This is a genomic window from Leisingera sp. ABM4_101, from assembly GCF_056158725.1.
The window spans coordinates 1,626,106-1,646,466 of the sequence record NZ_JBSWTV010000002.1 but is presented as its reverse complement, the minus strand read 5'-3'; the positions used below and the strand labels follow the sequence as shown (position 1 = coordinate 1,646,466).

Sequence of the window (20,361 nt, the reverse complement as noted above, 5' to 3'; positions counted from 1 at the left end):
AGTCCTGGTCAGGCCTGCGGCACCAGCCGCGGCCACAGCGCGGCATTGGCGCGGGCAAAGGCGCCAAGGTGGCCGATCTTCTGCACGCCAGCTTTTTGCGGGTCCAGCACCGCACGGCGCTGCGGCACATCGCCAAAGACATCGCCCAGCCGCCAGACCGCCGCGGGCGGCACCACGTCGTCATCCGCCATCGCAAACAGATCCACCGGGATGCCGGTTTCCGCCCAGCGGGGCTGCGGCAGCGTGGTGCCGGTTTCCGGCAGGTAGCTGCCCGGCGTGGTGCACCAGCGCCGCCATTGCCAGTAGACACCGGCCGGCAAGTCGGCCCCGAACCCCACCGCGCGCCCGGGCAGATAGCCCAAGGCACGGACCAGCGGCGGCACATGGCCGAACCAGAAGGCCAGCGCCAGCGCGCGGTAGGGCCAGGGATGATCGTGGTGATGCACCAAGCCGCCCGCGACCACGATCATGCGGGCGACGTCCGTCAGGCCATCCTGCAGGGGCATCAGCATTGCCCCCAGCGAATGGCCAATCACCAGCAACGGCACACCCGCATAGTGCCGCTGCATTTCTTTGCTGGCCGCTGGCTGATCCGCCAGCGCCCACTCGGCCATGGTGGCCTGTGACCGGCGCGGGTGCATACGCGCCGAGGCCCCAAAGTCCCGGTAATCAAAAGTGAGGCAAGCCATCTGCCGCTCTGCCGCCAGCCAGCGCGCGAAATGCCGGTAATAGCCCTGCGGCACCCCGGTTGCGCCATTCAGCACCACCGCTGCCCGGGCCGGTCCCGCCGGGTGATACAGCCGCCCGGCCAGCACCGCCTCACCAGCGGCAAAGCGCAGCTCTTGCACCCGGATATCTGCCGTCTGTTCTGCATGGCTGTCGAGCATGGCACCCTCCTAGACCAATTGGTCCACTCCACCTCTGGACCAATCGGTCTAATGCTGTCAACCTGCCGTCATGACTGACGTGACGACACCTTCTGCCGCCCCGGACGGCCCCGTCCCCACCCGCGAGCGGCTGCTGCGCGCGGCTGCCGGGCTGTTCCGCAACAAGGGCTACAGCGGCACCGGCCTGGCAGAATTGCTGGCCGCGGCGGAGGCGCCCAAGGGCTCGCTCTACCACCATTTCCCAAACGGCAAATCGGACCTTGCGCTGGCCGCAGCGGACTGGGCATCAGAGCAGATGCAAGCACTGATCGACGCTTCCTTCACCCCTGCGCCGACCTTTCAGGACGGCGCCAAGACGGTCTGCTACAAGCTGGCGAAACTGTTCGACAAACAGGGCAAATGGAGCGGCTGCCCGGTCTCTGCCACCCTGTTCGAAGGGCCGGAGAACGAGGCTTTCCACCAGCACGCCGCCAAGCTGTTCGAGGGCTGGATCACCGGGACCGCAGCCCATGCCCGGCGCCTGGGCCTGCCTGAGGCTGAGGCCCGCGCCGCTGCCGAGAATTTCTATATCCTGCTGCAAGGCGGCTGGCAGCTGGCCCGGGTGCGGCGCGATTCGGATGTGATCCGGGGGCTGCACCTGCAGATGCACAGACCCCAGCCAAACCCAATGCAGCTGCAGAAAAACGATTGACAACTCAGGGATCCAACCGCTACCGATTGTGCCGATGGTTCCCGCGCCACAGAATCTTGTGTCCGGGATGAAAAGGGAACACGGTGCGGCCCCGCCCTGCGCAAGGCCAATTCCGCGACTGCCCCCGCAACTGTAAGCGGCGAGCGACCCCGATAGAGCCACTGGCCCTCAAAGAGGCCGGGAAGGATCGGGAAAGCTGCGACCCGCAAGTCAGGAGACCTGCCATCGGATATGAAACTCGAACCCGGGCGGGGTGTCCGGACAGGGTCTGATGGCACCGCGGGGCTTTCCGCTTTCTCATCCGGTCTCTTGTCCCCAGAACTCCCCGCACCACGCGCGGAGGGCGCAAACATGATGTGGACGGACCAGACGCATTTCTATGCGGCAACGGATTGCAAATACCTCGGGAAACCCTGCCCCGCGGCAGAGCGGATGATCGCCAAGCTGGCCGAGGCGATGACCAAGGCCAAGCCGCTGACCCAGGAGGATTTTGAAATCACCGGCACCAGCGCGCTGGACGGCTGCCCGCGCAACTGCCCGGCGCAGTTCGTAGCCAGCCATGACCGGATCCGGCTGTTCTGCGGTGTCGGGGAAGAGGCCCCGCGCGAGGGCCTGGACCGGTTCGCCGATGCGATCCTCAGCCGCGACGGCACCGGCTTTGCCGCCTCGCAACTGGATGCCCGCCCCTGCGCGCTGATGGAGGCGCTGCCGAAAACGGCAGAGGCGCATCAGGCAGAGCAAATGCTGGCGCTATAAGAATTCCAGACTGCGAGTGATCCGCCCGGCGGCACCGCCGGGCAGCGTCCGCCCCTCCCCGTCAAACCAAAGGTTTGCCTCCGGCAAAACGGGAGGACGCTTCGCACCCACCCAGGGTCAGGCGCTGCCCTCAGTGTTTGACACCCTGCCCCGCGCAGGCCCAATCCAGCTGCGCCTCGGTCTCCACCGCACAGGGCCGCACCGAGCGCAGCCGCGCCAGCGCCTGGACCGGGTCCTCGCCGCAGTCGATCATCAGCCGCAGCACCGCCATGCCGGAGCGCCCGCAGCCGCCCTTGCAATGCACCAGAACCCGGCCGCCGCCTGCCAGCGCCTGCCGCGCCGACTGGCTGGCGGCGGCCCATTTTTCATTCACTGCCGGTGGCGGCACCTGGAAATCCGGCACCGGCAAATGCAGCCAGCGGCAGGCCATGCTTTGGATGTCGACGCCCAGCCGCGGCACTCCGGCGGCCACATGCTCAGCCTCGGTGGTCATCGAGATCACCAGCCCCGGCTTCCATTGATAGATCTGGATCAGGTCGCTGCGGTAATCGCCGGCGCCGCCCGGCAGCCGGCACAGCGCCAGAATGCCGCCGCCCGCTGACAGCGCGTGGATGGTCAGGCCGGCCAGCGCGGCAGTCTCCTGCACCGCTGGCTTTGAAGTGTCTTCAGTTTGCATACCGCCTCCCTGGACGCCGCGCCCCTGCACTTCCCCCGCATTTCCCCCTTCCCTCCAGACTAGCCGCTAACCGCAGAAAGCCAAAGCGCTTTTGCAGCCCTGGCTTTACTGCCTTCTGCGGTGGACGAACCGGCTGCGCTTCAATACCCTGCGCGGAACGCGGGACCCCCGCACACCGAATCCGGCACGAGACACCATGAACGACATTCCCAGCGGCACCACCCAATCGCAATACCAGGTTCTGGCCCGCAAATACCGGCCCGAAACCTTTGCCGATCTGGTGGGGCAGGACGCCATGGTGCGCACCCTGAAAAACGCCTTTGCCGCTGACCGTATCGCCCAGGCCTTCATCATGACCGGCATCCGCGGCACCGGGAAAACCACCACCGCGCGGATCATCGCCAAGGGCATGAACTGCGTGGGCGAGGACGGCCAGGGCGGCCCCACCACCGACCCTTGCGGCAAATGCGAGCATTGCGTGGCGATCATGGAAGGCCGCCATGTCGACGTGATGGAGATGGACGCGGCCTCGCGCACCGGTGTGAATGACATCCGCGAAATCATCAACTCGGTGCAATACCGCGCGGCCTCGGCCCGTTACAAGATCTACATCATCGACGAGGTCCACATGCTGTCGACCTCCGCCTTCAACGCGCTGCTGAAGACACTGGAGGAGCCGCCGGCGCATGTGAAATTCATCTTCGCCACCACCGAGATCCGCAAGGTGCCGGTGACGGTGCTGTCGCGCTGCCAGCGCTTCGACCTGCGCCGGATCGAACCGGAGGTGATGATTGCCCTCCTGCGCAAGATCGCCACGGCTGAAAGTGCCGAGATTGCCGAGGACGCGCTGGCCCTCATCACCCGCGCCGCCGAAGGCTCCGCGCGGGATGCAACCTCGCTGCTGGATCAGGCGATTTCCCATGGTGCTGGTGAAACCACAGCCGATCAGGTCCGCGCCATGCTGGGCCTTGCCGACCGCGGCCGGGTGCTGGACCTGATGGATATGATCCTGCGCGGCGATGCGGCCGCCGCCCTGACCGAACTCAGCGGCCAGTATGCCGAGGGCGCCGACCCGCTGGCGGTGCTGCGCGATCTGGCCGAGATCACCCATTGGGTTTCGGTGGTGAAGATCACGCCCGACGCGGCTGAGGACCCCACCGTCAGCCCCGATGAGCGCGCCCGCGGCAAAGCGATGGCGGATGCGCTGGCAATGCGGGTGCTGACCCGCATGTGGCAGATGCTCTTGAAGGCGCTGGAGGAAGTGGCCGCTGCGCCAAACGCGATGATGGCCGCAGAGATGGCGGTGATCCGCCTGACCCATGTGGCCGACCTGCCCTCGCCTGAGGAGCTGATCCGCAAGCTGCAGGACACACCCCCCCCGCCGCCGCCCGGTCCCGGCGGCCCCGGCGGCGGTGTGCCGATGCAGGGCATGGGCGCCCCGGCGCTTGGCGGTGCTGCGCCGCAAGGCGGCCCGGCAGGCGGCGCGCCCGGTGGCGCACCGGTGGCCCATGGCAGCGGCGGCACGGTGGCCGCGCTGGCGCCGCAGGTCAGCTCTGCCCTCGCCCGCTACCCGTCGTTCGAGCATGTGGTCGAACTGATCCGCACCAACCGCGACGTGAAACTGCTGGTCGAGGTCGAAACCGGCGTGCGGCTGGTCTCCTACCAGCCAGGGCGGATCGAATTCACCCCGTCAGCACAGGCGCCGCGCGACCTTGCCGCCCGGCTTGGCTCTGCGCTGCAGAACTGGACCGGCGCCCGCTGGGTGGTCTCCATAGCGCCGGACGGCGATGCCGCAACCATTGCCGAGATCCGCGACGCCGCCGAGAACGCCCTGCGCGAGAAGGCGGCGGCGCATCCGCTGGTGCAGGCGGTGCTGGACAGCTTCCCCAAGGCCAAGATCACCCGTATCCGCACGCCTGAGGAACTGGCCGCCGAAGTCGCCGCCGAAGCCCTGCCCGAAGTGGAAGACGAATGGGATCCGTTCGAGGACGGGTGACGCATTCACGCAGGGCAGCGCCTGACCTTGGGTGGGCGCGAAAGCGCCTTCCCAGGGGGAAGGTCAGGCGCTGCCCGGCCTGTCGGCCGGGCGAAAGGGCACTAGGGTCAAGACCCATTAAACCTGCACAGCTGGCGCGCGAACGGCAAGAAAGCAGGGGTTTTGAGCGCGCCGGGACTGGCGGTGTCAATTCCAAGCGGTCAAAGCCGCTGCTTTGCAGCGGTTCGCGCGTCCGCAGGATTTGACTGATTTTGCCCCTGAACTGCGTTACAGCCCCTTGAAATAGAGCCACTATTCCCGCGGGACCGTGCCTGGTCAGGAACAAAATCAGACAAACCAGCGGTGCAGGGTTGATGGGTCCTGACCCTAAAGTCCGGCAAACCGGCAATCCTGCCCCTTGTTTCGCGGTCCCGCGGCCCGTATTTGTGCCCCAAACCGAAAATCTCAGGAGAACAAAGATGCTCAAAGGCCTCGGCGGTCTTGGCGACATGGCCAAGATGATGAAATCGGCACAGGAACTGCAGACCAAGATGGCGCAGATGCAGGAAGACCTGCACAACGTCATGGTGACCGGCGAGGCCGGCGCAGGCCTGGTCAAGGCAACCGCCTCTGCCAAGGGCGACCTCAAGGGCCTGGACATCGACCCGTCGATCTTCAACGGCGACGATAAGGAAGTGGTTGAGGACCTGATCCTGGCCGCCATCAAGGACGCCCAGGCCAAGGCCGCGGACAAGGCGCAGGAAGAGATGACCAAGCTGACCGAAAGCATGGGTCTGCCCAAGGACATCAAGCTGCCGTTCTAAGAACCGGCAAGCTGAACGCCAAAAGGCGGCCCGTCTGGTGCCGCCTTTTTCTTTGCCCCGCCTTGGTTAGCCCGTCTCCAGCCGGAACTTCAGGAACCGCTGGCCTTCGTACTGCACTTCCCCGGTCTGCACCGCCCCCAGCCGCATCAGCGGCCGCAGATGCCGCCGCGTCGGCGGCAGCAGGAAGGTAACATAGGGAATGCGCGAGTCCGCACGGGCAAAATCCAGCGCCTTGCGCGCAATTGCGGGGCCAAGGCCAAAGCAATCTGCCCGCAGCACCAGCCCGAAATCCCACTCCGCGCCTTCTTTCTGGAACCCGCCCCAGCCGAGGTAATCCTCACCGCGCAAAAACGCCCAATGGCCCAGCCCGTCGCGCTGCCAGCAGGCCTCCTTGGCCGCCACAAAATCCTTGGCCGCCTCCTCATCCCAAGCCCCTGCCAGCAACGGCATATGCGCCGCCATCCGCGGGTCTGACATGTGGCGGGCAATCACTTGCGGCGCAACCGCCGTCAGCCGGGCAAAACGCAACTGGGGAGTTTCATCTGCCTCCCGCGCAATCCTGCCTTCCATTTCAAACCCTCCGCCCTTCCAGGCAAGGCATACCCCCGGGGCGCCAGAAAAACAAACCCCGAACATTTTGCCGCCCCGCCCTTGCGCTTCCCTGTCCCGATCAGCCTATATGGCTGGAACACAAAGGGCCCAAGGCATGATCAAGAACTCCACCAGCAACATCGAAGACCTGATTGACCTGATGGCCAAGCTGCCGGGGCTGGGGCCGCGCTCGGCGCGCCGCGCAGTGCTGCATCTGATCCGCAAGCGGGCGCTCTTGCTGACGCCGCTGGCTGACGTGATGAGCGAGGTGGCCGCGACAGCGCGCGAATGCCTCAACTGCGGCAATGTGGGCACCAGCGAGATCTGCCCGATCTGCACCGACGAGGTGCGCGGCAACGGCGAGCTGTGCGTGGTCGAGGATGTGGCCGACCTCTGGGCGATGGAGCGGTCCGGCGTGTTCAAGGGCCGCTATCACGTGCTGGGGGGCACCCTCTCGGCACTGGATGCGGTAGGCCCTGAAGATCTGCGCATCCCGCGGCTGGTCGACCGGGTCGCGACCGAGGGCGTCCGCGAGGTGATCCTGGCGCTGAATGCCACCATCGACGGCCAGACCACGGCGCATTACATCGCCGACCAGCTGCAGGGACAGGTGAAGCTCACCTCGCTTGCGCAGGGGGTGCCGATCGGTGGCGAGCTGGACTACCTCGACGACGGCACCATTTCCGCCGCGATGCAGGCGCGCAAGGAAATCTGACGGCGCCCGGCGGGCCTGAACTGTTATTCTTCGTAGAAATGAATGGTCATGTCGCAGGCCGCGTCCCGCAGCGGTATCAGCGGCAGGTATTCCGGGCTGCTGTAGAACCGCTCCGCCGCGTCCATGTCCCGATAGCGGAACACCGCCGCCACCTCACCATAGCTTGAACCACCGCGCAGCACCCGGGCGAAACTGCCGCGGGTGACCACCTCAACACCCTGCGCCTCCATCAGCACCGCCGCGCGCCCGGCATAATCGCGAAACAAATCCGCATCCCTGATCTTTGCATATGAGAAATTGAGCACAGGCATAGGCAAACTCCGGAGTTCCATTCCTGAAAAAACAGCCTTGAGGCTTGGGCCTGCCCCTTGGCTCCGTCAACTGGAATTTTGTATCCGCACAATACCCGTGCCACCCTGTCCCGTCCCTGAACCTAGCGGAACACCGCCCGGTACAGTTTTTCCTTGCTGAAAGGCTTGTCCAGAACCTGCGCATCCGCCAGTTCCGGAAACCCGGCCTCTGCCGCGCCAATGGCAAAACCGCTCATCATGACCGCGATCAGACCCGGCTGCTGCTGCCGCAGGCTGGACAGCGTCTCCCAGCCGCCCCGGCCCGGCATGCTCATGTCGATCACCGCCCGGTCGAACGGCCCTTTCTCCTGCAGCAGGGCCAGCGCCGCGTCATAGCCATCGGCCTGCACCACATCGCAGCCGCGCAATTGCAGCAGCCCCGCCACCGCCCGGCGCACTGTATCCTCATCATCCACAACCAGGATCCGGCGCACCTCGGCCGGACGCTCCTGCGCCTGCTCCGGTGCAGCCGCAGCCTCGGGCGGCGCAGCGGTTGCCGGGAAGTAGAACCGGAAGGCCGTGCCCTCGCCTTCGCGGCTGTCCACCGCCAGCCCGCCCTGGTGGCGGCTGATGATGCCCAGCGCCGCCGCCATGCCAAGACCGCGTCCGCCGGGCTTGGTGGTGAAGAAGGGATCGAAAATCCGGGTGACCGTCTGCCGGTCCATACCTGCGCCGGTGTCGCGCACCTCCAGCAGCAGGCAGGGGCCAGCAGGCATCGCCGCCCCCTTCAAAAGCTTGCCCCGCTCCGCGCTGCCAAGCCGGATTTTCCGGGTTGTCACAGTCACGGTGCCGCCCCCGCTGCCGATCGCCTCCACGGCGTTGAACACCAGGTTCATCAGCAGCTGGCTGACCTGGGCCGGGTCCATCTGCGCCGTCAGCCCTCCGTCCCCCAGGTCCAGCGCCACCGATTTGCCCATCTTGCGCTCCACCGGCACCAGCGCCATGGTCTCCCGCACGATGGCATTGAGGTCGCACAGCCCCTGTTCCCGGCTGCCGCCGCCCTTGGCGTAATTCAGCAGCTGCCGCACCAGCGCCGCCGAGGCCTGCAGGCCCTGCTCCGCAACTTCCACATGCTCCCGTGCCGGGTGGCGGGTCTCAAGATGCGCCAATGCCAGTTCGGTGCGCCCCTGCATGGACGCCAGCAGATTGTTGAAGTCATGCGCAATGGTGCCTGCCAGCAACCCCAGGCTTTCCGTCTTGTGCTTGATCAGCAGCGCTTCCTCCGCCTGGCGGCGGCGCAGCTCCGCCTTGCGGCGGCGCAGCTCCAGCCCGATCCGGGCAGCGAACAGTGCAATCAGATCCGTCTCCAGCTTGCGCTGTTTGATTTCCCGGTCATGCTGCAGCGCAAAATGGCCGATCACAGAGCCATCGGCATCCGTCAGCGGCAGCCCGAGATAGGACTGCAGGTTCTGTTCCCTGAAATGGGCCTGCCCGGGAAAGGCCTCCTGCAGCCCGCCCGGCACCAGGAATTTCTCCCGCCCCGCCAGCATCGCGCAAGGGGTGCCCTCATAGGGCACGACCGTGTCCTCGGCAGCCTCCACCTGCTGCCCCTCCTGGCAGCAGGCCAGCACCCGGAAGCACTCCGGCCGGTCCTCCATGCATTCGGCGATAAAGGCCGAGCGCACCTTGAGCGCCCCCTGCAGCTGCTCCGCCAGCTGGCGGAAAGCCTCCCGCGGGGAGGTCCCGGCCGGCCCTTCGGCCAGCACCGCAAGCGTGGCCAGAGTTTGCAGCCCGGAAATCTCAGCCCCCAGGCGGTCCGCGAACTGCTCCATCAGCGCCACGATCTGCGCTGCCAGGACGCTGTCGATTTCCTGCCGCCAGGACGCCTGCACCAGGCCGATTGCATCGCCATCGGCGTTTTTCAGGGCAACACCCACATAGCTTTGGATGCCTTCCTCAATGAACATCTCATCGTCCGGGTACAGTTCCTGAACGCGGCAGGGAAAGATATGCGGATCGCCGCTCAGCACCACGTCGTGGCAGGGCGTCACACAGCTTTCATATTCGAAATCACCCAGCTGCAAGCCGTCGAACCAGCTTGCCAGCACCCGGATGCGCTCGGTCTCCATGACCTTCAGCTCACCCACCGTCACCAGATCGGCGCCAAAACCGCGCGCCAGCTGGTCGACAAATTCCTGGCAGAACTCCAAACCGCTCAAACGGGCAAGCGTTGCCAGATCCAAACGGCCGCTTTCCCCAAGCGCCATTGCCCCTGCTGCATCCATTGCGTGTACTCCTGCCACCCCTACCGCGGACAGGCACGTGCCGCCCGGCCGCTGGCAATACTCAATAACTCCCTGTTCCTTACACTTTGGAAACCGCCTGCAACATAAATGGCGCCTCCCGCTCCCCGGATTTTGCGGGCGCTCTGGAACACAACCGCCCGCAACATCATGCTGCGCAAAACAGGGCCGCATAGTCAACATGTTGTAATGTTGAATTTCAATTCTAACAGAAAAAGCCGCAAATCCAGAGCACTGGATCTGCGGCTTTTTAATGACTTAAGCGGTTGCGCCGCCGGTCCCGGAAGGGATTCAGAAGCGCGGATCCTCGTCCTCATCCTCGTCATCGCTGCCCGCAGGCAGGTTGAAGAAGCTGTCGGCGTCAAGGATATCTTCTTCTTTCTTCTCGTCTTCCGCACTGGAGCCGCCGCCCAGGGTGAAGGTCTCCAGGCCCTCGATCGCAGTCGGGATCTTGGGCTCTGCGTCCATCTCCAGCGACTGTTCGGTGGAGACCAGCTTGCGGCGCTCGTCATCGCTCATCACGCCGCCTTCGGCCGCTTTCTTGGCTGCGGCCTTCTGCACGGCAAAGTCCAGCTCGGACTGTTTGCACAGGCCCAGCGCCACCGGGTCGATCGGCTGCATGTTGGCAATATTCCAGTGGGTGCGCTCGCGGATCGACTGGATGGTCGGCTTGGTGGTGCCCACCAGCTTGGCGATCTGGCCGTCGCTCAGTTCCGGGTGGAACTTGACCAGCCACAGGATCGAGTTGGGACGGTCCTGGCGCTTGGACAGAGGAGTGTAGCGCGGGCCGCGGCGCTTTTCCTCGCCGGCCGCGGCCGGGTTGAACTTGAGCTTCAGCTTGTGCAGCGGGTTGCCTTGCGCCTTGTCGATCTCTTCCTGGGTCAGCTGGTTGTTGGCAACCGGGTCAAACCCCTTGACGCCCACCGCCACTTCACCGTCGGCGATGCCCTGGATCTCCAGCTCGTGCATACCCACGAAATCGGCAATCTGCTTGAAGCTGATCGTGGTATTGTCCACCAGCCACACGGCGGTTGCCTTGGCCATCAACGGTTTTGCCATGTGCTCATCTCCTTAAAACACCTCTGGTCCCCGGATACATCTCTCCCGCCGCCTGAAATGGCGTCCCCGGCGTTCCGGGGCAGGTTTCCGTTGTCGGGGAACTTCCGCCCTATATAGTCGGCATCATTGCATAAGGAAAGAGGCCAATGCGCAAGTTGTTCACAGGTGTTTTTGCCGCCGTCCTGACCTTGCTGCCCGCCGTTGCCGCAGCAGAAGGCGAGCCTGCGGGCGACTTCGACTATTACGTGCTGGCGCTCAGCTGGTCGCCGAACTGGTGCGCGCAGGAGGGCGACGCGCGCAATGCGGACCAGTGTGACGCCCGTCACGACCACGGCTGGACCCTGCACGGGCTGTGGCCCCAGTACCACCGCGGCTGGCCCAGCTACTGCCGCACGGCAGAGGCGCCGCCAAGCCGCGCGATGAGCCGCGAGATGGCCGGCATCATGGGCAGCGCCGGCCTTGCCTGGCACCAGTGGAAGAAACACGGCACCTGCTCCGGCCTCAGCGCCCGCGGCTACTATGCCGCCATGCGCGAAGCTTACGGGCGCATCACCCGCCCCGCCGCCTTCCGCAGGCTCGAAAAGCCCGTGACCCTGCCCGCCTCCGTCGTCGAGCAGGCGTTTCTGCAGGAAAACCCGGACCTCAGCCGCGACAGCCTGACCATCACCTGCCGCGGCGGCGCCATCCAGGAGGCCCGCATCTGCCTGTCCAAGGCACTGGAGCCGGTGCCCTGCGGCCGCGATGTGATCAAGGATTGCACTTTGAAGGACGCCCGCTTTGCACCGGTGCGCTGAAGGCGCTGCCCCGCAGGCTTGACGGGAAAAGGGGCGCCGCCCCTCTTGGCCTGACGGCCAATTCACCCCGGAGTATTTCAGACCAGAAAGAAGCCAGGCCCGCGCAAATGTCAGGCACCGTGATTTTTGCACCCGCTTCCGCCTTCCTCTTGCCCGGAATACCCCCGCCGGAGGCCGGCGCCGCAAGGCGCGCACCCCGCACGCGGCAATAAATGGCCTGTGAAGCACACTTCGGCCGGTTTTGTGCTAGTATTATGTTACGTGCCGCGCCCGGCCCTGCCTGAACGGCACTTCCGTTTTGGTCAGCGAGGAGGAGGAAGCGCATGGCAAAGACAATCGGTAACCCGCTCAGCTGGCTTCTGCAGAGTGCAGAGACCACCGGGCAGCATATCGGCGAAACCGTCAGCGAGATGGGCAGCGACGGCGTCAAGGAACTGCCCAAGGCGCGCAAGCTCAGCATGGATGACATCATCCATTCCCTGGCCGCGGGGCTGGAGGATTTTGCCGCCTGCCGCTCTGACGCGATGTTCCTGGTGCTGTTTTACCCGATCATCGGCATCGCCCTGATCGTGATGAGCCTGTCAATGAATCTGCTGCCGCTCATCGTGCCGATGATCATGGGTTTTGCGATCCTCGGCCCGGTCGCTGCGGTCGGGCTTTATGAGATGTCCTCGCGCCGCGAAGCCGGGTTTGAGCCGCGCTGGATGGATGCCTTTGGCGTCATCCGCTCGCCTGCCTTTGGCGGCATCCTGGTGCTGGGCATGTATCTGGCGGCGCTGTTCATCATCTGGCTGGTGGCGGCGGATATGATCTACAGCCGCACCCTGGGGCCGGAGCCGCCGGCCTCGATCCTGGGCTTTGCTGCCGACGTGGTGACCACCCGCGAGGGCTGGATCATGGCGATCAGCGGCGGCATCGTGGGCGCTGTCTTTGCCTTTGCCGCCCTGGCGATGAGCCTGGTATCCTTCCCGCTGCTGCTGGACCGCCATGTGGGCCTGCCGGTGGCGGTGGCCACCTCAATCAAGGTGCTGCGCAAGAACCCCGTTATCTGCATGACCTGGGGCGTGATTGTCGGTTCTGCCCTGGTGATCGGAGCGATCCCGTTCCTGGCCGGGCTGATCATCGTGGTGCCGGTGCTGGGGCATGCAACCTGGCATCTGTACCGGCGCGCCGTGGACTGAGGCCGCGGCAGTTAACACGCGCGAGGGCCGGCACAGCTGCCGGCCCTCTTTTGATTGCCAAAACTGAAGATCAGCCCACCTTCAGCACGATCTTGCCGATATGGCCGGAGCTTTCCATCCGGGCATGGGCCGCAGCCGCCTCCTCCAGCGCAAATTCGCTGTCCATCACCGGCGCCACCTTGCCCGCCTCCAAAAGCGGCCAGACCGCCTCGCGCAGGTCCCGGGCAATCTGCGCCTTGGCCAGATCGCTTTGCGGCCGCAGGGTTGAGCCGGTCAGCGTCAGCCGCTTGACCATCATCAGGGCAAAGTTCAGCTCCACCTTCGGCCCTTGCAGGAAGGCGATCTGCACCAGGCGGCCATCCTCTGCCATCGCCTTGACATTGCGGGGGATGTAGTCGCCGCCGACCATGTCCAGCACCAGATCGGCGCCGCCCTCGGCGCGCAGCACCTTGACGAAATCCTCGTTGCGGTAGTTGATCGCGCGCTCGGCACCCAGATCCAGGCAGGCCTGGCATTTCTCATCCGACCCGGCGGTGGCAAACACCCGGGCGCCGAATTCACGGGCCAGCTGGATGGCGGTGGTGCCGATCCCGGATGAGCCGCCATGCACCAGGAAGCGCTCCCCGGCCTTCAGCCCGCCGCGGGTGAAAACGTTGGACCAGACGGTAAAGAAGGTTTCCGGCAGGCAGGCCGCCTGTTTCAGGTCCAGCCCGTCCGGGACCGGCAGGCAATGGGCCGCAGGCGTGGCCGCATATTCCGCATAGCCGCCGCCGGGCAGCAATGCGCAGACCTGATCACCGGCTGCGATGCCGCTGACGCCCGCGCCCACGGCCGCCACCTCGCCCGAGGCTTCCAGCCCCGGCAGGTCGCTGGCGCCCTTGGGCGGGTCGTAGGCACCGGCGCGCTGCAGCGCATCGGGGCGGTTCACGCCCGCATAGGCCACCTTGATCACCACCTCGCCATGGCCTGGCTGCGGTACCGGGCGCTGGCACATCTGCAACACCTCCGGCCCGCCGGGTTTGCTGATCTCCACCGCGCGCATCATCTCTGTCATCGGAATATGTCCTCCTGATCCTTGCCCCTGCCTAGCATCCGGCCGGATCAGCGCAAACAGCAAAGGCGCCGCAGCTGGGGCGGATTGCGGACGCAACATCTCAAGAGAAGGCGAACCAGCCCTACGGGCAGCAGAAAGTCCTGCCATCTCTGGCAAACTTTTTTTGCCGGCGCTCACAAACGTGCCTTAGCCGTTCGCCTGTTAAAAGTACTGCGCGAGCCAAACTCAGCATTGCCGCACTTTGGCAATGATCCGCAATTTACCGCTGCGCGCTTTCCCGGCGGAGAACGCAGGGCGGCCTCCCGCTGCCTGCATGGGCAAGCAAGAGTTTTCAGCACATGCATCCCGGCGCTGAAATTGCCTGAATTCCGCCTGATTTCCGGGGCAAGCCGGGATCGGCAAACAAATTTCGAACCTTAGAGATTCGCCCTGTGTCAAATGCAGATTTTCGGAACCGTTTGCAGCGCATTCACGCAAACGCACCCCAGCAGCAGCTCTTAGACCAGGCTGCACCGCAATCAGCGCCAGCCTGGGCGCAGAAACCAAACTACGGTCTTTTGGCCGCAGGCGGAGTCATCATGATGCTTGGCCTTCGAGCGGTGAAGCACACAAACGCGAATTACGAGGCGATCAGGGACACTATCGGGCTCGGGGCGTCAGTTGTGCTTGGCATTGCCGCATATGCAGCATCTCTGACCGGGATCGTTGTTATGGCGCGTGCGGTCGTCAAAAAGCGCACCACTCAGGCGGTGCGGAAGGCATCGAACCGGGCGCGGCTGCTTTCGGCGCTGTCCGGTTGTGCGCTTGGCACGGTTTTCTGCCTGTTAATGTTCATGGCTGCGGCAGCCAGGTTCGTCGAGACAGAGACTGCCCGGCTCATTTCGGACGGCGGCGCTCTGACCGCCTTTCTGTTCTGTCTGCTGTCCCTGCTGGCGGGGCTGTCAGGGCTGTTCTTCCGCGGATATGCTCTAGGGCGCGTGCCGGTCTATTTTTTGATTTCCGGCTGTCTCACCTTTACCGCTGTCAGGCTGGCTGGGGTCAACCTGCTCAAATGGCCGCTTTTCATTGCAATGCTGCATTGAGCTGCGCGCCCCTCGCCGCCCGCCCTCACCGCCGCGGGCCAACCGACCCCGGCAAATCATCGCGGCCCTTCGGCGGCTTTATCTGCTCGGCCAGCCAGTTCGGCCCCACCAGGAACGGCTTCAAGAGCGGGTTTTTCTGCAGCCCCGCCTTCAGCTTTTCAAAGTCCATCACATTATCAATGCGCCGGTCCAGGAAATCCCAGGTCGCCTGGTGGTCCAGGCTGTCGTCCCCCAGCCAGTACAGCACCGTGGCGGAATAGACGCCCGCCAGCGAGGCGCGCTTGGTGTACCAGTTCAGATCGTCCGAGCCGTCGCCCAGCGCGTCCCAGATCAGATCGCAGGTGCCCCAGATCGCCTTGACCCCGTCGCCCGCATATTGCGGCAGCGTCAAAAGCGTGGTGCCGCGGCGCACCGCCTCCTTGTCGCAGGCGGCCTCCAGCCGGAAGCGCACCGCCGCCGCCACCTTGTCGCGGAACCGCAAACCCGACAGGTCCTCGGCCTCCAGCCGCTCCAGCATCCGCGAATCGCCGCGGGCATGATAGGCCAGCGCCAGGTCCACACCGCCGCGCGGGCAGACCGCATGGGCCAGCACTTCCGGCACGCCGGCATCCTGGCAGGCCGCGCGGAAGGTCGCCTCCGACCAGCCGTCAAACGGCACATGCAGCAAGGCCGCATCCAGCAAACTCGCCTTGATATCTTCCTGCCCGTGATCGTGGTCTTCGCTCATCTCACCCTCCCGCGGTCAGCGTTCTGACACCCTACTAGACAAAATATGCGCGCTTTGCTATACGGCCACCTCCTGCAATTTCCTTGCAACTCAAAACTTAGAAAGGTGGTGAATACCACATGCAGGTTAGTGTTCGCGACAACAACGTCGATCAGGCGCTTCGTGCCCTGAAGAAAAAGCTGCAGCGTGAAGGCGTCTTCCGCGAAATGAAGCTCAAGCAACATTTCGAAAAGCCGTCCGAGAAAAAAGCGCGCGAGAAAGCTGAAGCGATCCGCCGTGCCCGTAAACTGGCACGCAAGAAAGCCCAGCGCGAAGGTCTGCTGTAAGCACGCCTTGCTCTCCAGCTTTGGACAGCACTAGGGCCGGTCCCCGGATCAGCCCGAACAGAAGATCAGACGACCCCCGCGGCCCAGCCCGGGGGTTTGTCATTTCCGGGACCTCAAAAGGATAGCCGGATTTCAAAGGGATACACGCAAAGCTCGTATTTTATCTTCAATTACATCTTTAGGGTGTATTTCCGCAGTTCTTTCTGCTATACAGAGATTACGGCGGGGCAAGACAGATGCGTTTCCCTAACCTTTGCCTCCGCCTGCCGGGCTTGGAACACCCGGTTTGGTGAAACCCTGGGCAGGATACGCTTCCCCCCAACCGATACCGGCGCCTGTCTTGGTCCCTGCAAACAAGGCATGGCCTGTCCGGGTTTCCATTGATGCCGGGCGCCGCCAGCTCCCCCCAGCCGGCGCCCGGCCTGCCTGTTCCCTACTCCTCCCATTTCTCATGCCGGCGGTCCGGTTTATCCGCACCCCGCGCGGGCATCAGCCGCCCTGCAAATCCGGGATACGGCCCGCCTGCCGCCCGCCAGCCGCCCACCAGCCGCCCGCGCGGCCGCGCCTCCGGCCGCCGCAGCTGCAGCCAAACCGCATAAAACGCGCAAAAAACCGCGTATTCCCCGGCCTCTGCAAGCAGAGCTTTGCCGCAAACCTGCCCTGACGGCAGCCCGCCCTTTTAACGCCTTAAAATTCCGTTAACCGGTTTAGGACCGCCGCACAGCCGGCTCACTCATGGAGCAGTTACTGATGTCACAGGCAAACCAACTCGAGCGCCAGATGCTCGACCTGATCAACAACGAGCGCACCTCGCGCGGGCTCGACCCGGTTAAGCTGGAGCTGCGCCTCAACGATTCAGCCGAAGACCACAGCGAATGGATGCTGCAGCAGGATGTGTTTTCACACACCGGCGCGGGCGGCTCCAGCGCAGGCGACCGGATGGAGGACGCGGGCTTTCAGTTCTCCGGCAGCTGGACCTGGGCCGAAAACATTGCCTGGCAAAGCGAACGCGGCGCCGCGGGCCTGGCCGACGATGTTGTGGACTTGCACAATTCGCTGATGAACAGCCCGGGCCACCGCGCCAACATCCTGAATGCCAACGTCGAGGTGATCGGCATCGGCATCGAACACGGCAACTTCCTGGGCTGGGACGCGGTGATGGTCACCCAGAATTTTGCCCGCACCGGCGCCGCGCTGCAGCTGGACGGCGGATCCGGCGGCGGCGGGTCGGGCGGCGGCACCGGCGGCAGCACAGGGGGCGCCACCTCGGGCAATGACACGCTGACCCTCAGCAGCGCCGGCAGCCTGGCGGGGCTGGCCGGGAATGACACCCTGTCCGGCAGCAGCGGCCAGGACCGGCTCGACGGCAACGGCGGCCGCGACAAGCTGAACGGAGGCTCCGGTGCGGACGAGCTGAACGGCGGCGGCGGCCGCGACGTGCTGCGCGGCAACGACGGCTCTGACGAGCTGAACGGCGGCGGCCGCGGCGACAGGCTCTTTGGCGGCGCCGGCAACGACACCCTGAACGGCGGCAATGGCAATGACAAGCTGGCAGGCAAGAGCGGCGCCGACATCTTTGTCTTCAGCAGCGGCGATGACACCGTCACCGATTTCAACCCCAATACCAGCGGCGAACGCATCGACCTGGGCGCCGCTACCGGCATCAGCGGCTACAGCGACCTGATGAACAACCACGTCCGCCAAACCGCAGACGGGCTGCTGATCTCCGACAGCGATGGCGACAGCCTGCTGCTGAAAGGCATCTCCGAACAGGACCTGCAGTCGAACGACTTCCTGTTCTGATCCTGTTCGGATCCCCACCGGGCAAACAGCAAAGGGCGCGCCGCGGCGCGCCCTTTTTCATGGCTTTCCTATGCGGCCGCCCCTGTTGCTAGTAGATCTTGGGCACATACAGCTCATCCGGCAGCACCTGGCGCTCATAGTCCGGGTTGTACTTGCGGTCCGGCAGCTCGACCTTCTCGTGCTGCACCTCTTCATAAGGGATTTTGGTCAACAGGTGCTCAATGCAGTTCAGCCGCTCGCGCTTCTTGTCATTGCCCTCGACGATATACCACGGCGCCTCCGCGATGTTGGTGCGCTCCAGCATCTCTTCCTTGGCTTTGGTATACTGTTCCCAGCGGATCCGGCTCTCCAGATCCATCGGTGACAGCTTCCACTGTTTCATCGGATCGTGGATGCGCATCATGAACCGCAGCTGCTGCTCCTCGTCAGTGATCGAGAACCAGTATTTCAGCAGGATGATGCCCGAACGCACCAGCATCCGCTCGAATTCGGGAATATCCTGGAAGAACTGCTCCACCTGGTCTTCCGTGGCAAAGCCCATCACCCGCTCGACACCCGCCCGGTTGTACCAGGAGCGGTCGAACAGCACGATCTCGCCGCCCGCAGGCAGATGCGGCACATAACGCTGGAAATACCACTGGCTCTGCTCGCGCCGGTTCGGGGCCGGCAGCGCCACCACCCGCGCCACCCGCGGGTCCAGCCGCTGGGTGATCCGCTTGATCACCCCGCCCTTGCCCGCCGCGTCGCGGCCTTCGAACAGGATACAGACCTTGGCACCGGTATGCTGCACCCAGTCCTGCACCTTGATCAGCTCTGCCTGCAGCCGCAGGAGGTTGCGGAAATAGACCTGCCGGTCCAGCATCTCCGGATGCTGCTCGCGGTAGATCTTGCGGATCTCCTGGCTCAGCATCGGCTCGGCGAATTCGATCTCGATGTCCTCGTCCAGCGTGTCCTGCAGCTCCGCTTCCAGCCAGTCGAGGGAGGCGGTTTCATATTCGCGGGTCACGGGCGGGTTCCTTCCTTGTCAGGTGGCTCAAAGACTGCCTTCTAGCGGCGCCATATGACGGATTGATGTCACCCGCCGGCCTGCAGCTTCCTTTAAGGCAAGCGGAATTCCCGGGCAGGTTCAAGCGCAAAAGCCGCAAGGCCCCTGCACAACCACCTGGAAAACCGGCGGATGAGCGGATTATGTGCAGGCCATGAGCTTTGTTCTGACCACCCTGCCCCAAACCTGGCCCTGGCTGATCCTGATGGCGGCGCTTCTTGCCGGCTGGTCCGCGCAGCGCGGATTGGCCTTTGCCCTGCTGGCGGTCTTTGCCGGAGCCGCCACAGCGCTGGGGCATCTGGAACCGCTGGCGCTGATGGCGCTGGCCACCGGGCTGCTGTTTGCCGCCTTCATCCCCCGCACCCGCGGGCCTGCCGGCCTGACCGGCCACGCGGTGCTGGTGCTGTGGTCGCTGGCGCTTGGCGCGCATCTGCTGCCCGGCGTGCAGAATCTGCTGATCCTCAGCCAGGTGCAGGCCGGCCCCGCCAGCGCGCCATATTCCCTGCATCTGAACCTGGACAAGCCGCTGGTGTTCTTCGCCCTGCTGCTGGCCTGGCCCAGCCTGCTGCAGCGCAATGATCCGGCAGGCAGGTCCGCGTTGATCTCCGGCCTGCTGCTCCTTGCCGCCCTGCTGCCTTTGGCCCTGCTCACCGGCGCGCTGGAACTGGAGCCGTCGCTGCCGGACTGGCTCCCCCTGTGGATGGCCTCAAACCTGCTGCTCACCTGCCTGGCCGAGGAAGCCTTCTTCCGCGGTTACCTGCAGCAGGGTCTCAGCCGCCGCTTCGGGCCTGCTGCGGGGGTTGCCAGCGCCAGTCTGCTGTTCGGCCTTGCCCACCTCGGCGCCGGCCCCGCGGTGGCCGCATTCGCTGCGCTGCTAGGTCTTGCCTGCGGGCTGGGTTACTGGGGAACGGGCCGGTTCTGCGTGCCTGTGCTGATGCATTTCGGGTTCAACCTCACCCACCTTGTGCTGTTCACCTACCCCGGTCCGGCCTAGGTTCCGGCACCGCCCGGTGCACAGGGGGTGTACAGGGGGTGCACGCATGTCACCCCCCTGTGCAGGCTCAAACCGGCAGCGCCGTCGTCTTGAACACGGTGCGCAGGGCAAAGCTCGACTGCATCTGCGCCACCCCCGGCAGCCGCGCCAGATACTGGCGGTGGATGCGGGCGAAATCCTCGGTGTTCTCTGCCACCACTTTGAGGATGTAATCCGCGGTCCCCGCCATCAGGTGGCATTCCAGCACATCCGGAATCCTGGACACCGCCTTCTCAAACGCATCCAGCACTTCATCCGCCTGGCCGGACAGGGTAATCTCCACAAAAACCGTGGTCGGCACGTTCATCTTGCGTGCATCCAGCAGCGCCACGTAATCGCGGATGTACCCTTCCGCCTCCAGCCGCTGCACCCGCCGGTGGCAAGCCGAGGCCGACAGGTTCACCCGCTCCGACAGGTCGGCGTTAGAGATGCGCCCCTGCTTTTGCAGCACTGAAAGAATGCGACGATCTGTTTCGTCTAGCGACATTTTGCGAAGATCCTTGCTGTATTTCGCAAGCATACGCGAAGAATCTTCGAAAGGCATGTTTT

At 64.7% G+C, this 20,361-nt stretch carries 21 protein-coding genes and 1 riboswitch; of the genes, 11 read left to right on the top strand and 10 right to left on the bottom strand.

Annotated elements, in window-relative coordinates; translation table 11 throughout:
• Positions 1-8 precede the first annotated feature (8 nt).
• Positions 9-887, bottom strand: coding sequence for an alpha/beta hydrolase family protein (locus ACXAEK_RS09080; protein WP_475041333.1), 879 nt, complete (start codon positions 885-887; stop codon positions 9-11).
• Positions 888-957: 70 nt separating this feature from the next.
• Between ACXAEK_RS09080 and ACXAEK_RS09075 the strand changes: the two genes are divergently transcribed.
• Positions 958-1,578, top strand: coding sequence for a TetR/AcrR family transcriptional regulator (locus ACXAEK_RS09075; RefSeq protein ID WP_475041332.1), 621 nt, complete (start codon positions 958-960; stop codon positions 1,576-1,578).
• Between the two features lie 18 nt (positions 1,579-1,596).
• A riboswitch (cobalamin riboswitch) is annotated at positions 1,597-1,819 on the top strand.
• A gap of 110 nt (positions 1,820-1,929) precedes the next feature.
• Positions 1,930-2,334 (top strand): hypothetical protein, encoded by a 405-nt coding sequence (locus tag ACXAEK_RS09070; protein ID WP_475041330.1) that lies wholly within the window; start codon positions 1,930-1,932, stop codon positions 2,332-2,334.
• A gap of 130 nt (positions 2,335-2,464) precedes the next feature.
• Here the strand turns inward: ACXAEK_RS09070 and ACXAEK_RS09065 are convergent, their stop codons facing one another.
• On the bottom strand, positions 2,465-3,010 hold the full coding sequence (locus ACXAEK_RS09065) for a protein-tyrosine phosphatase family protein (protein ID WP_475041329.1): 546 nt from the start codon (positions 3,008-3,010) through the stop codon (positions 2,465-2,467).
• 196 nt (positions 3,011-3,206) lie between these two features.
• Between ACXAEK_RS09065 and ACXAEK_RS09060 the strand changes: the two genes are divergently transcribed.
• Both ACXAEK_RS09060 and ACXAEK_RS09055 read left to right on the top strand, forming a co-directional pair.
• Positions 3,207-5,006 carry a DNA polymerase III subunit gamma/tau gene (locus ACXAEK_RS09060; protein ID WP_475041327.1) on the top strand — a complete coding sequence of 600 codons (1,800 nt, stop codon included), beginning with the start codon at positions 3,207-3,209 and terminating at the stop codon, positions 5,004-5,006.
• Positions 5,007-5,464: 458 nt separating this feature from the next.
• Positions 5,465-5,809 (top strand): YbaB/EbfC family nucleoid-associated protein, encoded by a 345-nt coding sequence (locus ACXAEK_RS09055; RefSeq protein ID WP_475041325.1) that lies wholly within the window; start codon positions 5,465-5,467, stop codon positions 5,807-5,809.
• 66 nt (positions 5,810-5,875) lie between these two features.
• Here ACXAEK_RS09055 and ACXAEK_RS09050 read toward each other — a convergent pair whose 3' ends face one another.
• Positions 5,876-6,379, bottom strand: a complete 504-nt coding sequence (locus ACXAEK_RS09050; RefSeq protein ID WP_475041323.1) for a GNAT family N-acetyltransferase — start codon at positions 6,377-6,379, stop codon at positions 5,876-5,878.
• Between the two features lie 136 nt (positions 6,380-6,515).
• On the opposite strand from ACXAEK_RS09050, the gene recR reads away from it, so the two are divergent.
• Positions 6,516-7,115 (top strand): recombination mediator RecR, encoded by a 600-nt coding sequence (gene recR, locus ACXAEK_RS09045; protein ID WP_475041321.1) that lies wholly within the window; start codon positions 6,516-6,518, stop codon positions 7,113-7,115.
• A 23-nt stretch (positions 7,116-7,138) separates the two neighbouring features.
• Here the strand turns inward: recR and ACXAEK_RS09040 are convergent, their stop codons facing one another.
• From ACXAEK_RS09040 to ACXAEK_RS09030, 3 genes are all read right to left on the bottom strand, one after another.
• The gene (locus ACXAEK_RS09040) at positions 7,139-7,426 is read right to left on the bottom strand and encodes a DUF1330 domain-containing protein (protein WP_475041319.1); all 288 of its coding nucleotides are present in this window, start codon (positions 7,424-7,426) and stop codon (positions 7,139-7,141) included.
• Positions 7,427-7,548: 122 nt separating this feature from the next.
• Positions 7,549-9,690, bottom strand: a complete 2,142-nt coding sequence (locus ACXAEK_RS09035) for an ATP-binding protein (protein WP_475041317.1) — start codon at positions 9,688-9,690, stop codon at positions 7,549-7,551.
• A gap of 309 nt (positions 9,691-9,999) precedes the next feature.
• Positions 10,000-10,767: a DUF1013 domain-containing protein gene (locus ACXAEK_RS09030; RefSeq protein WP_475041316.1), complete on the bottom strand. Its 768-nt coding sequence runs from the start codon at positions 10,765-10,767 to the stop codon at positions 10,000-10,002.
• Between the two features lie 146 nt (positions 10,768-10,913).
• Here ACXAEK_RS09030 and ACXAEK_RS09025 point away from each other — a divergent pair, with 146 nt between their 5' ends.
• Together ACXAEK_RS09025 and ACXAEK_RS09020 are read left to right on the top strand one after the other, a co-directional pair.
• Complete coding sequence (locus ACXAEK_RS09025; RefSeq protein ID WP_475041314.1) at positions 10,914-11,561, top strand: ribonuclease T2 family protein; 648 nt, start codon at positions 10,914-10,916, stop codon at positions 11,559-11,561.
• Positions 11,562-11,884: 323 nt separating this feature from the next.
• Positions 11,885-12,742 carry a DUF2189 domain-containing protein gene (locus ACXAEK_RS09020; RefSeq protein WP_475041312.1) on the top strand — a complete coding sequence of 286 codons (858 nt, stop codon included), beginning with the start codon at positions 11,885-11,887 and terminating at the stop codon, positions 12,740-12,742.
• 70 nt (positions 12,743-12,812) lie between these two features.
• On the opposite strand, the gene ACXAEK_RS09015 is transcribed toward ACXAEK_RS09020, so the two are convergent.
• Positions 12,813-13,796, bottom strand: a complete 984-nt coding sequence (locus tag ACXAEK_RS09015; protein ID WP_475041310.1) for an NAD(P)H-quinone oxidoreductase — start codon at positions 13,794-13,796, stop codon at positions 12,813-12,815.
• Between the two features lie 578 nt (positions 13,797-14,374).
• On the opposite strand from ACXAEK_RS09015, the gene ACXAEK_RS09010 reads away from it, so the two are divergent.
• Entirely contained in the window at positions 14,375-14,878 is a 504-nt protein-coding gene (locus ACXAEK_RS09010) for a hypothetical protein (RefSeq protein WP_475041308.1), read from the top strand.
• 25 nt (positions 14,879-14,903) lie between these two features.
• Here ACXAEK_RS09010 and ACXAEK_RS09005 read toward each other — a convergent pair whose 3' ends face one another.
• Positions 14,904-15,605 (bottom strand): COQ9 family protein, encoded by a 702-nt coding sequence (locus ACXAEK_RS09005; protein ID WP_475041307.1) that lies wholly within the window; start codon positions 15,603-15,605, stop codon positions 14,904-14,906.
• Between the two features lie 119 nt (positions 15,606-15,724).
• Here ACXAEK_RS09005 and rpsU point away from each other — a divergent pair, with 119 nt between their 5' ends.
• Both rpsU and ACXAEK_RS08995 read left to right on the top strand, forming a co-directional pair.
• On the top strand, positions 15,725-15,931 hold the full coding sequence (gene rpsU, locus ACXAEK_RS09000; RefSeq protein WP_005614280.1) for a 30S ribosomal protein S21: 207 nt from the start codon (positions 15,725-15,727) through the stop codon (positions 15,929-15,931).
• 750 nt (positions 15,932-16,681) lie between these two features.
• Positions 16,682-17,734, top strand: a complete 1,053-nt coding sequence (locus tag ACXAEK_RS08995) for a CAP domain-containing protein (RefSeq protein ID WP_475041305.1) — start codon at positions 16,682-16,684, stop codon at positions 17,732-17,734.
• Positions 17,735-17,822: 88 nt separating this feature from the next.
• Here ACXAEK_RS08995 and ppk2 read toward each other — a convergent pair whose 3' ends face one another.
• Positions 17,823-18,740 carry a polyphosphate kinase 2 gene (ppk2, locus tag ACXAEK_RS08990; RefSeq protein WP_475041303.1) on the bottom strand — a complete coding sequence of 306 codons (918 nt, stop codon included), beginning with the start codon at positions 18,738-18,740 and terminating at the stop codon, positions 17,823-17,825.
• Positions 18,741-18,933: 193 nt separating this feature from the next.
• On the opposite strand from ppk2, the gene ACXAEK_RS08985 reads away from it, so the two are divergent.
• The gene (locus ACXAEK_RS08985) at positions 18,934-19,773 is read left to right on the top strand and encodes a lysostaphin resistance A-like protein (RefSeq protein ID WP_475041301.1); all 840 of its coding nucleotides are present in this window, start codon (positions 18,934-18,936) and stop codon (positions 19,771-19,773) included.
• Positions 19,774-19,840: 67 nt separating this feature from the next.
• Here ACXAEK_RS08985 and ACXAEK_RS08980 read toward each other — a convergent pair whose 3' ends face one another.
• On the bottom strand, positions 19,841-20,299 hold the full coding sequence (locus ACXAEK_RS08980; RefSeq protein WP_421053204.1) for an Lrp/AsnC family transcriptional regulator: 459 nt from the start codon (positions 20,297-20,299) through the stop codon (positions 19,841-19,843).
• Positions 20,300-20,361 lie beyond the last annotated feature (62 nt).

Coding starts and splice junctions, on each gene's coding strand:
- ACXAEK_RS09080 (WP_475041333.1), bottom strand. CDS start 887: ATGCTCGACAGCCATGCAGAACAGACGGCAGATATCCGGGTGCAAGAG.
- ACXAEK_RS09075 (WP_475041332.1), top strand. CDS start 958: ATGACTGACGTGACGACACCTTCTGCCGCCCCGGACGGCCCCGTCCCC.
- ACXAEK_RS09070 (WP_475041330.1), top strand. CDS start 1,930: ATGATGTGGACGGACCAGACGCATTTCTATGCGGCAACGGATTGCAAA.
- ACXAEK_RS09065 (WP_475041329.1), bottom strand. CDS start 3,010: ATGCAAACTGAAGACACTTCAAAGCCAGCGGTGCAGGAGACTGCCGCG.
- ACXAEK_RS09060 (WP_475041327.1), top strand. CDS start 3,207: ATGAACGACATTCCCAGCGGCACCACCCAATCGCAATACCAGGTTCTG.
- ACXAEK_RS09055 (WP_475041325.1), top strand. CDS start 5,465: ATGCTCAAAGGCCTCGGCGGTCTTGGCGACATGGCCAAGATGATGAAA.
- ACXAEK_RS09050 (WP_475041323.1), bottom strand. CDS start 6,379: ATGGAAGGCAGGATTGCGCGGGAGGCAGATGAAACTCCCCAGTTGCGT.
- recR (WP_475041321.1), top strand. CDS start 6,516: ATGATCAAGAACTCCACCAGCAACATCGAAGACCTGATTGACCTGATG.
- ACXAEK_RS09040 (WP_475041319.1), bottom strand. CDS start 7,426: ATGCCTGTGCTCAATTTCTCATATGCAAAGATCAGGGATGCGGATTTG.
- ACXAEK_RS09035 (WP_475041317.1), bottom strand. CDS start 9,690: ATGGATGCAGCAGGGGCAATGGCGCTTGGGGAAAGCGGCCGTTTGGAT.
- ACXAEK_RS09030 (WP_475041316.1), bottom strand. CDS start 10,767: ATGGCAAAACCGTTGATGGCCAAGGCAACCGCCGTGTGGCTGGTGGAC.
- ACXAEK_RS09025 (WP_475041314.1), top strand. CDS start 10,914: ATGCGCAAGTTGTTCACAGGTGTTTTTGCCGCCGTCCTGACCTTGCTG.
- ACXAEK_RS09020 (WP_475041312.1), top strand. CDS start 11,885: ATGGCAAAGACAATCGGTAACCCGCTCAGCTGGCTTCTGCAGAGTGCA.
- ACXAEK_RS09015 (WP_475041310.1), bottom strand. CDS start 13,796: ATGACAGAGATGATGCGCGCGGTGGAGATCAGCAAACCCGGCGGGCCG.
- ACXAEK_RS09010 (WP_475041308.1), top strand. CDS start 14,375: ATGATGCTTGGCCTTCGAGCGGTGAAGCACACAAACGCGAATTACGAG.
- ACXAEK_RS09005 (WP_475041307.1), bottom strand. CDS start 15,605: ATGAGCGAAGACCACGATCACGGGCAGGAAGATATCAAGGCGAGTTTG.
- rpsU (WP_005614280.1), top strand. CDS start 15,725: ATGCAGGTTAGTGTTCGCGACAACAACGTCGATCAGGCGCTTCGTGCC.
- ACXAEK_RS08995 (WP_475041305.1), top strand. CDS start 16,682: ATGTCACAGGCAAACCAACTCGAGCGCCAGATGCTCGACCTGATCAAC.
- ACXAEK_RS08985 (WP_475041301.1), top strand. CDS start 18,934: ATGAGCTTTGTTCTGACCACCCTGCCCCAAACCTGGCCCTGGCTGATC.
- ACXAEK_RS08980 (WP_421053204.1), bottom strand. CDS start 20,299: ATGTCGCTAGACGAAACAGATCGTCGCATTCTTTCAGTGCTGCAAAAG.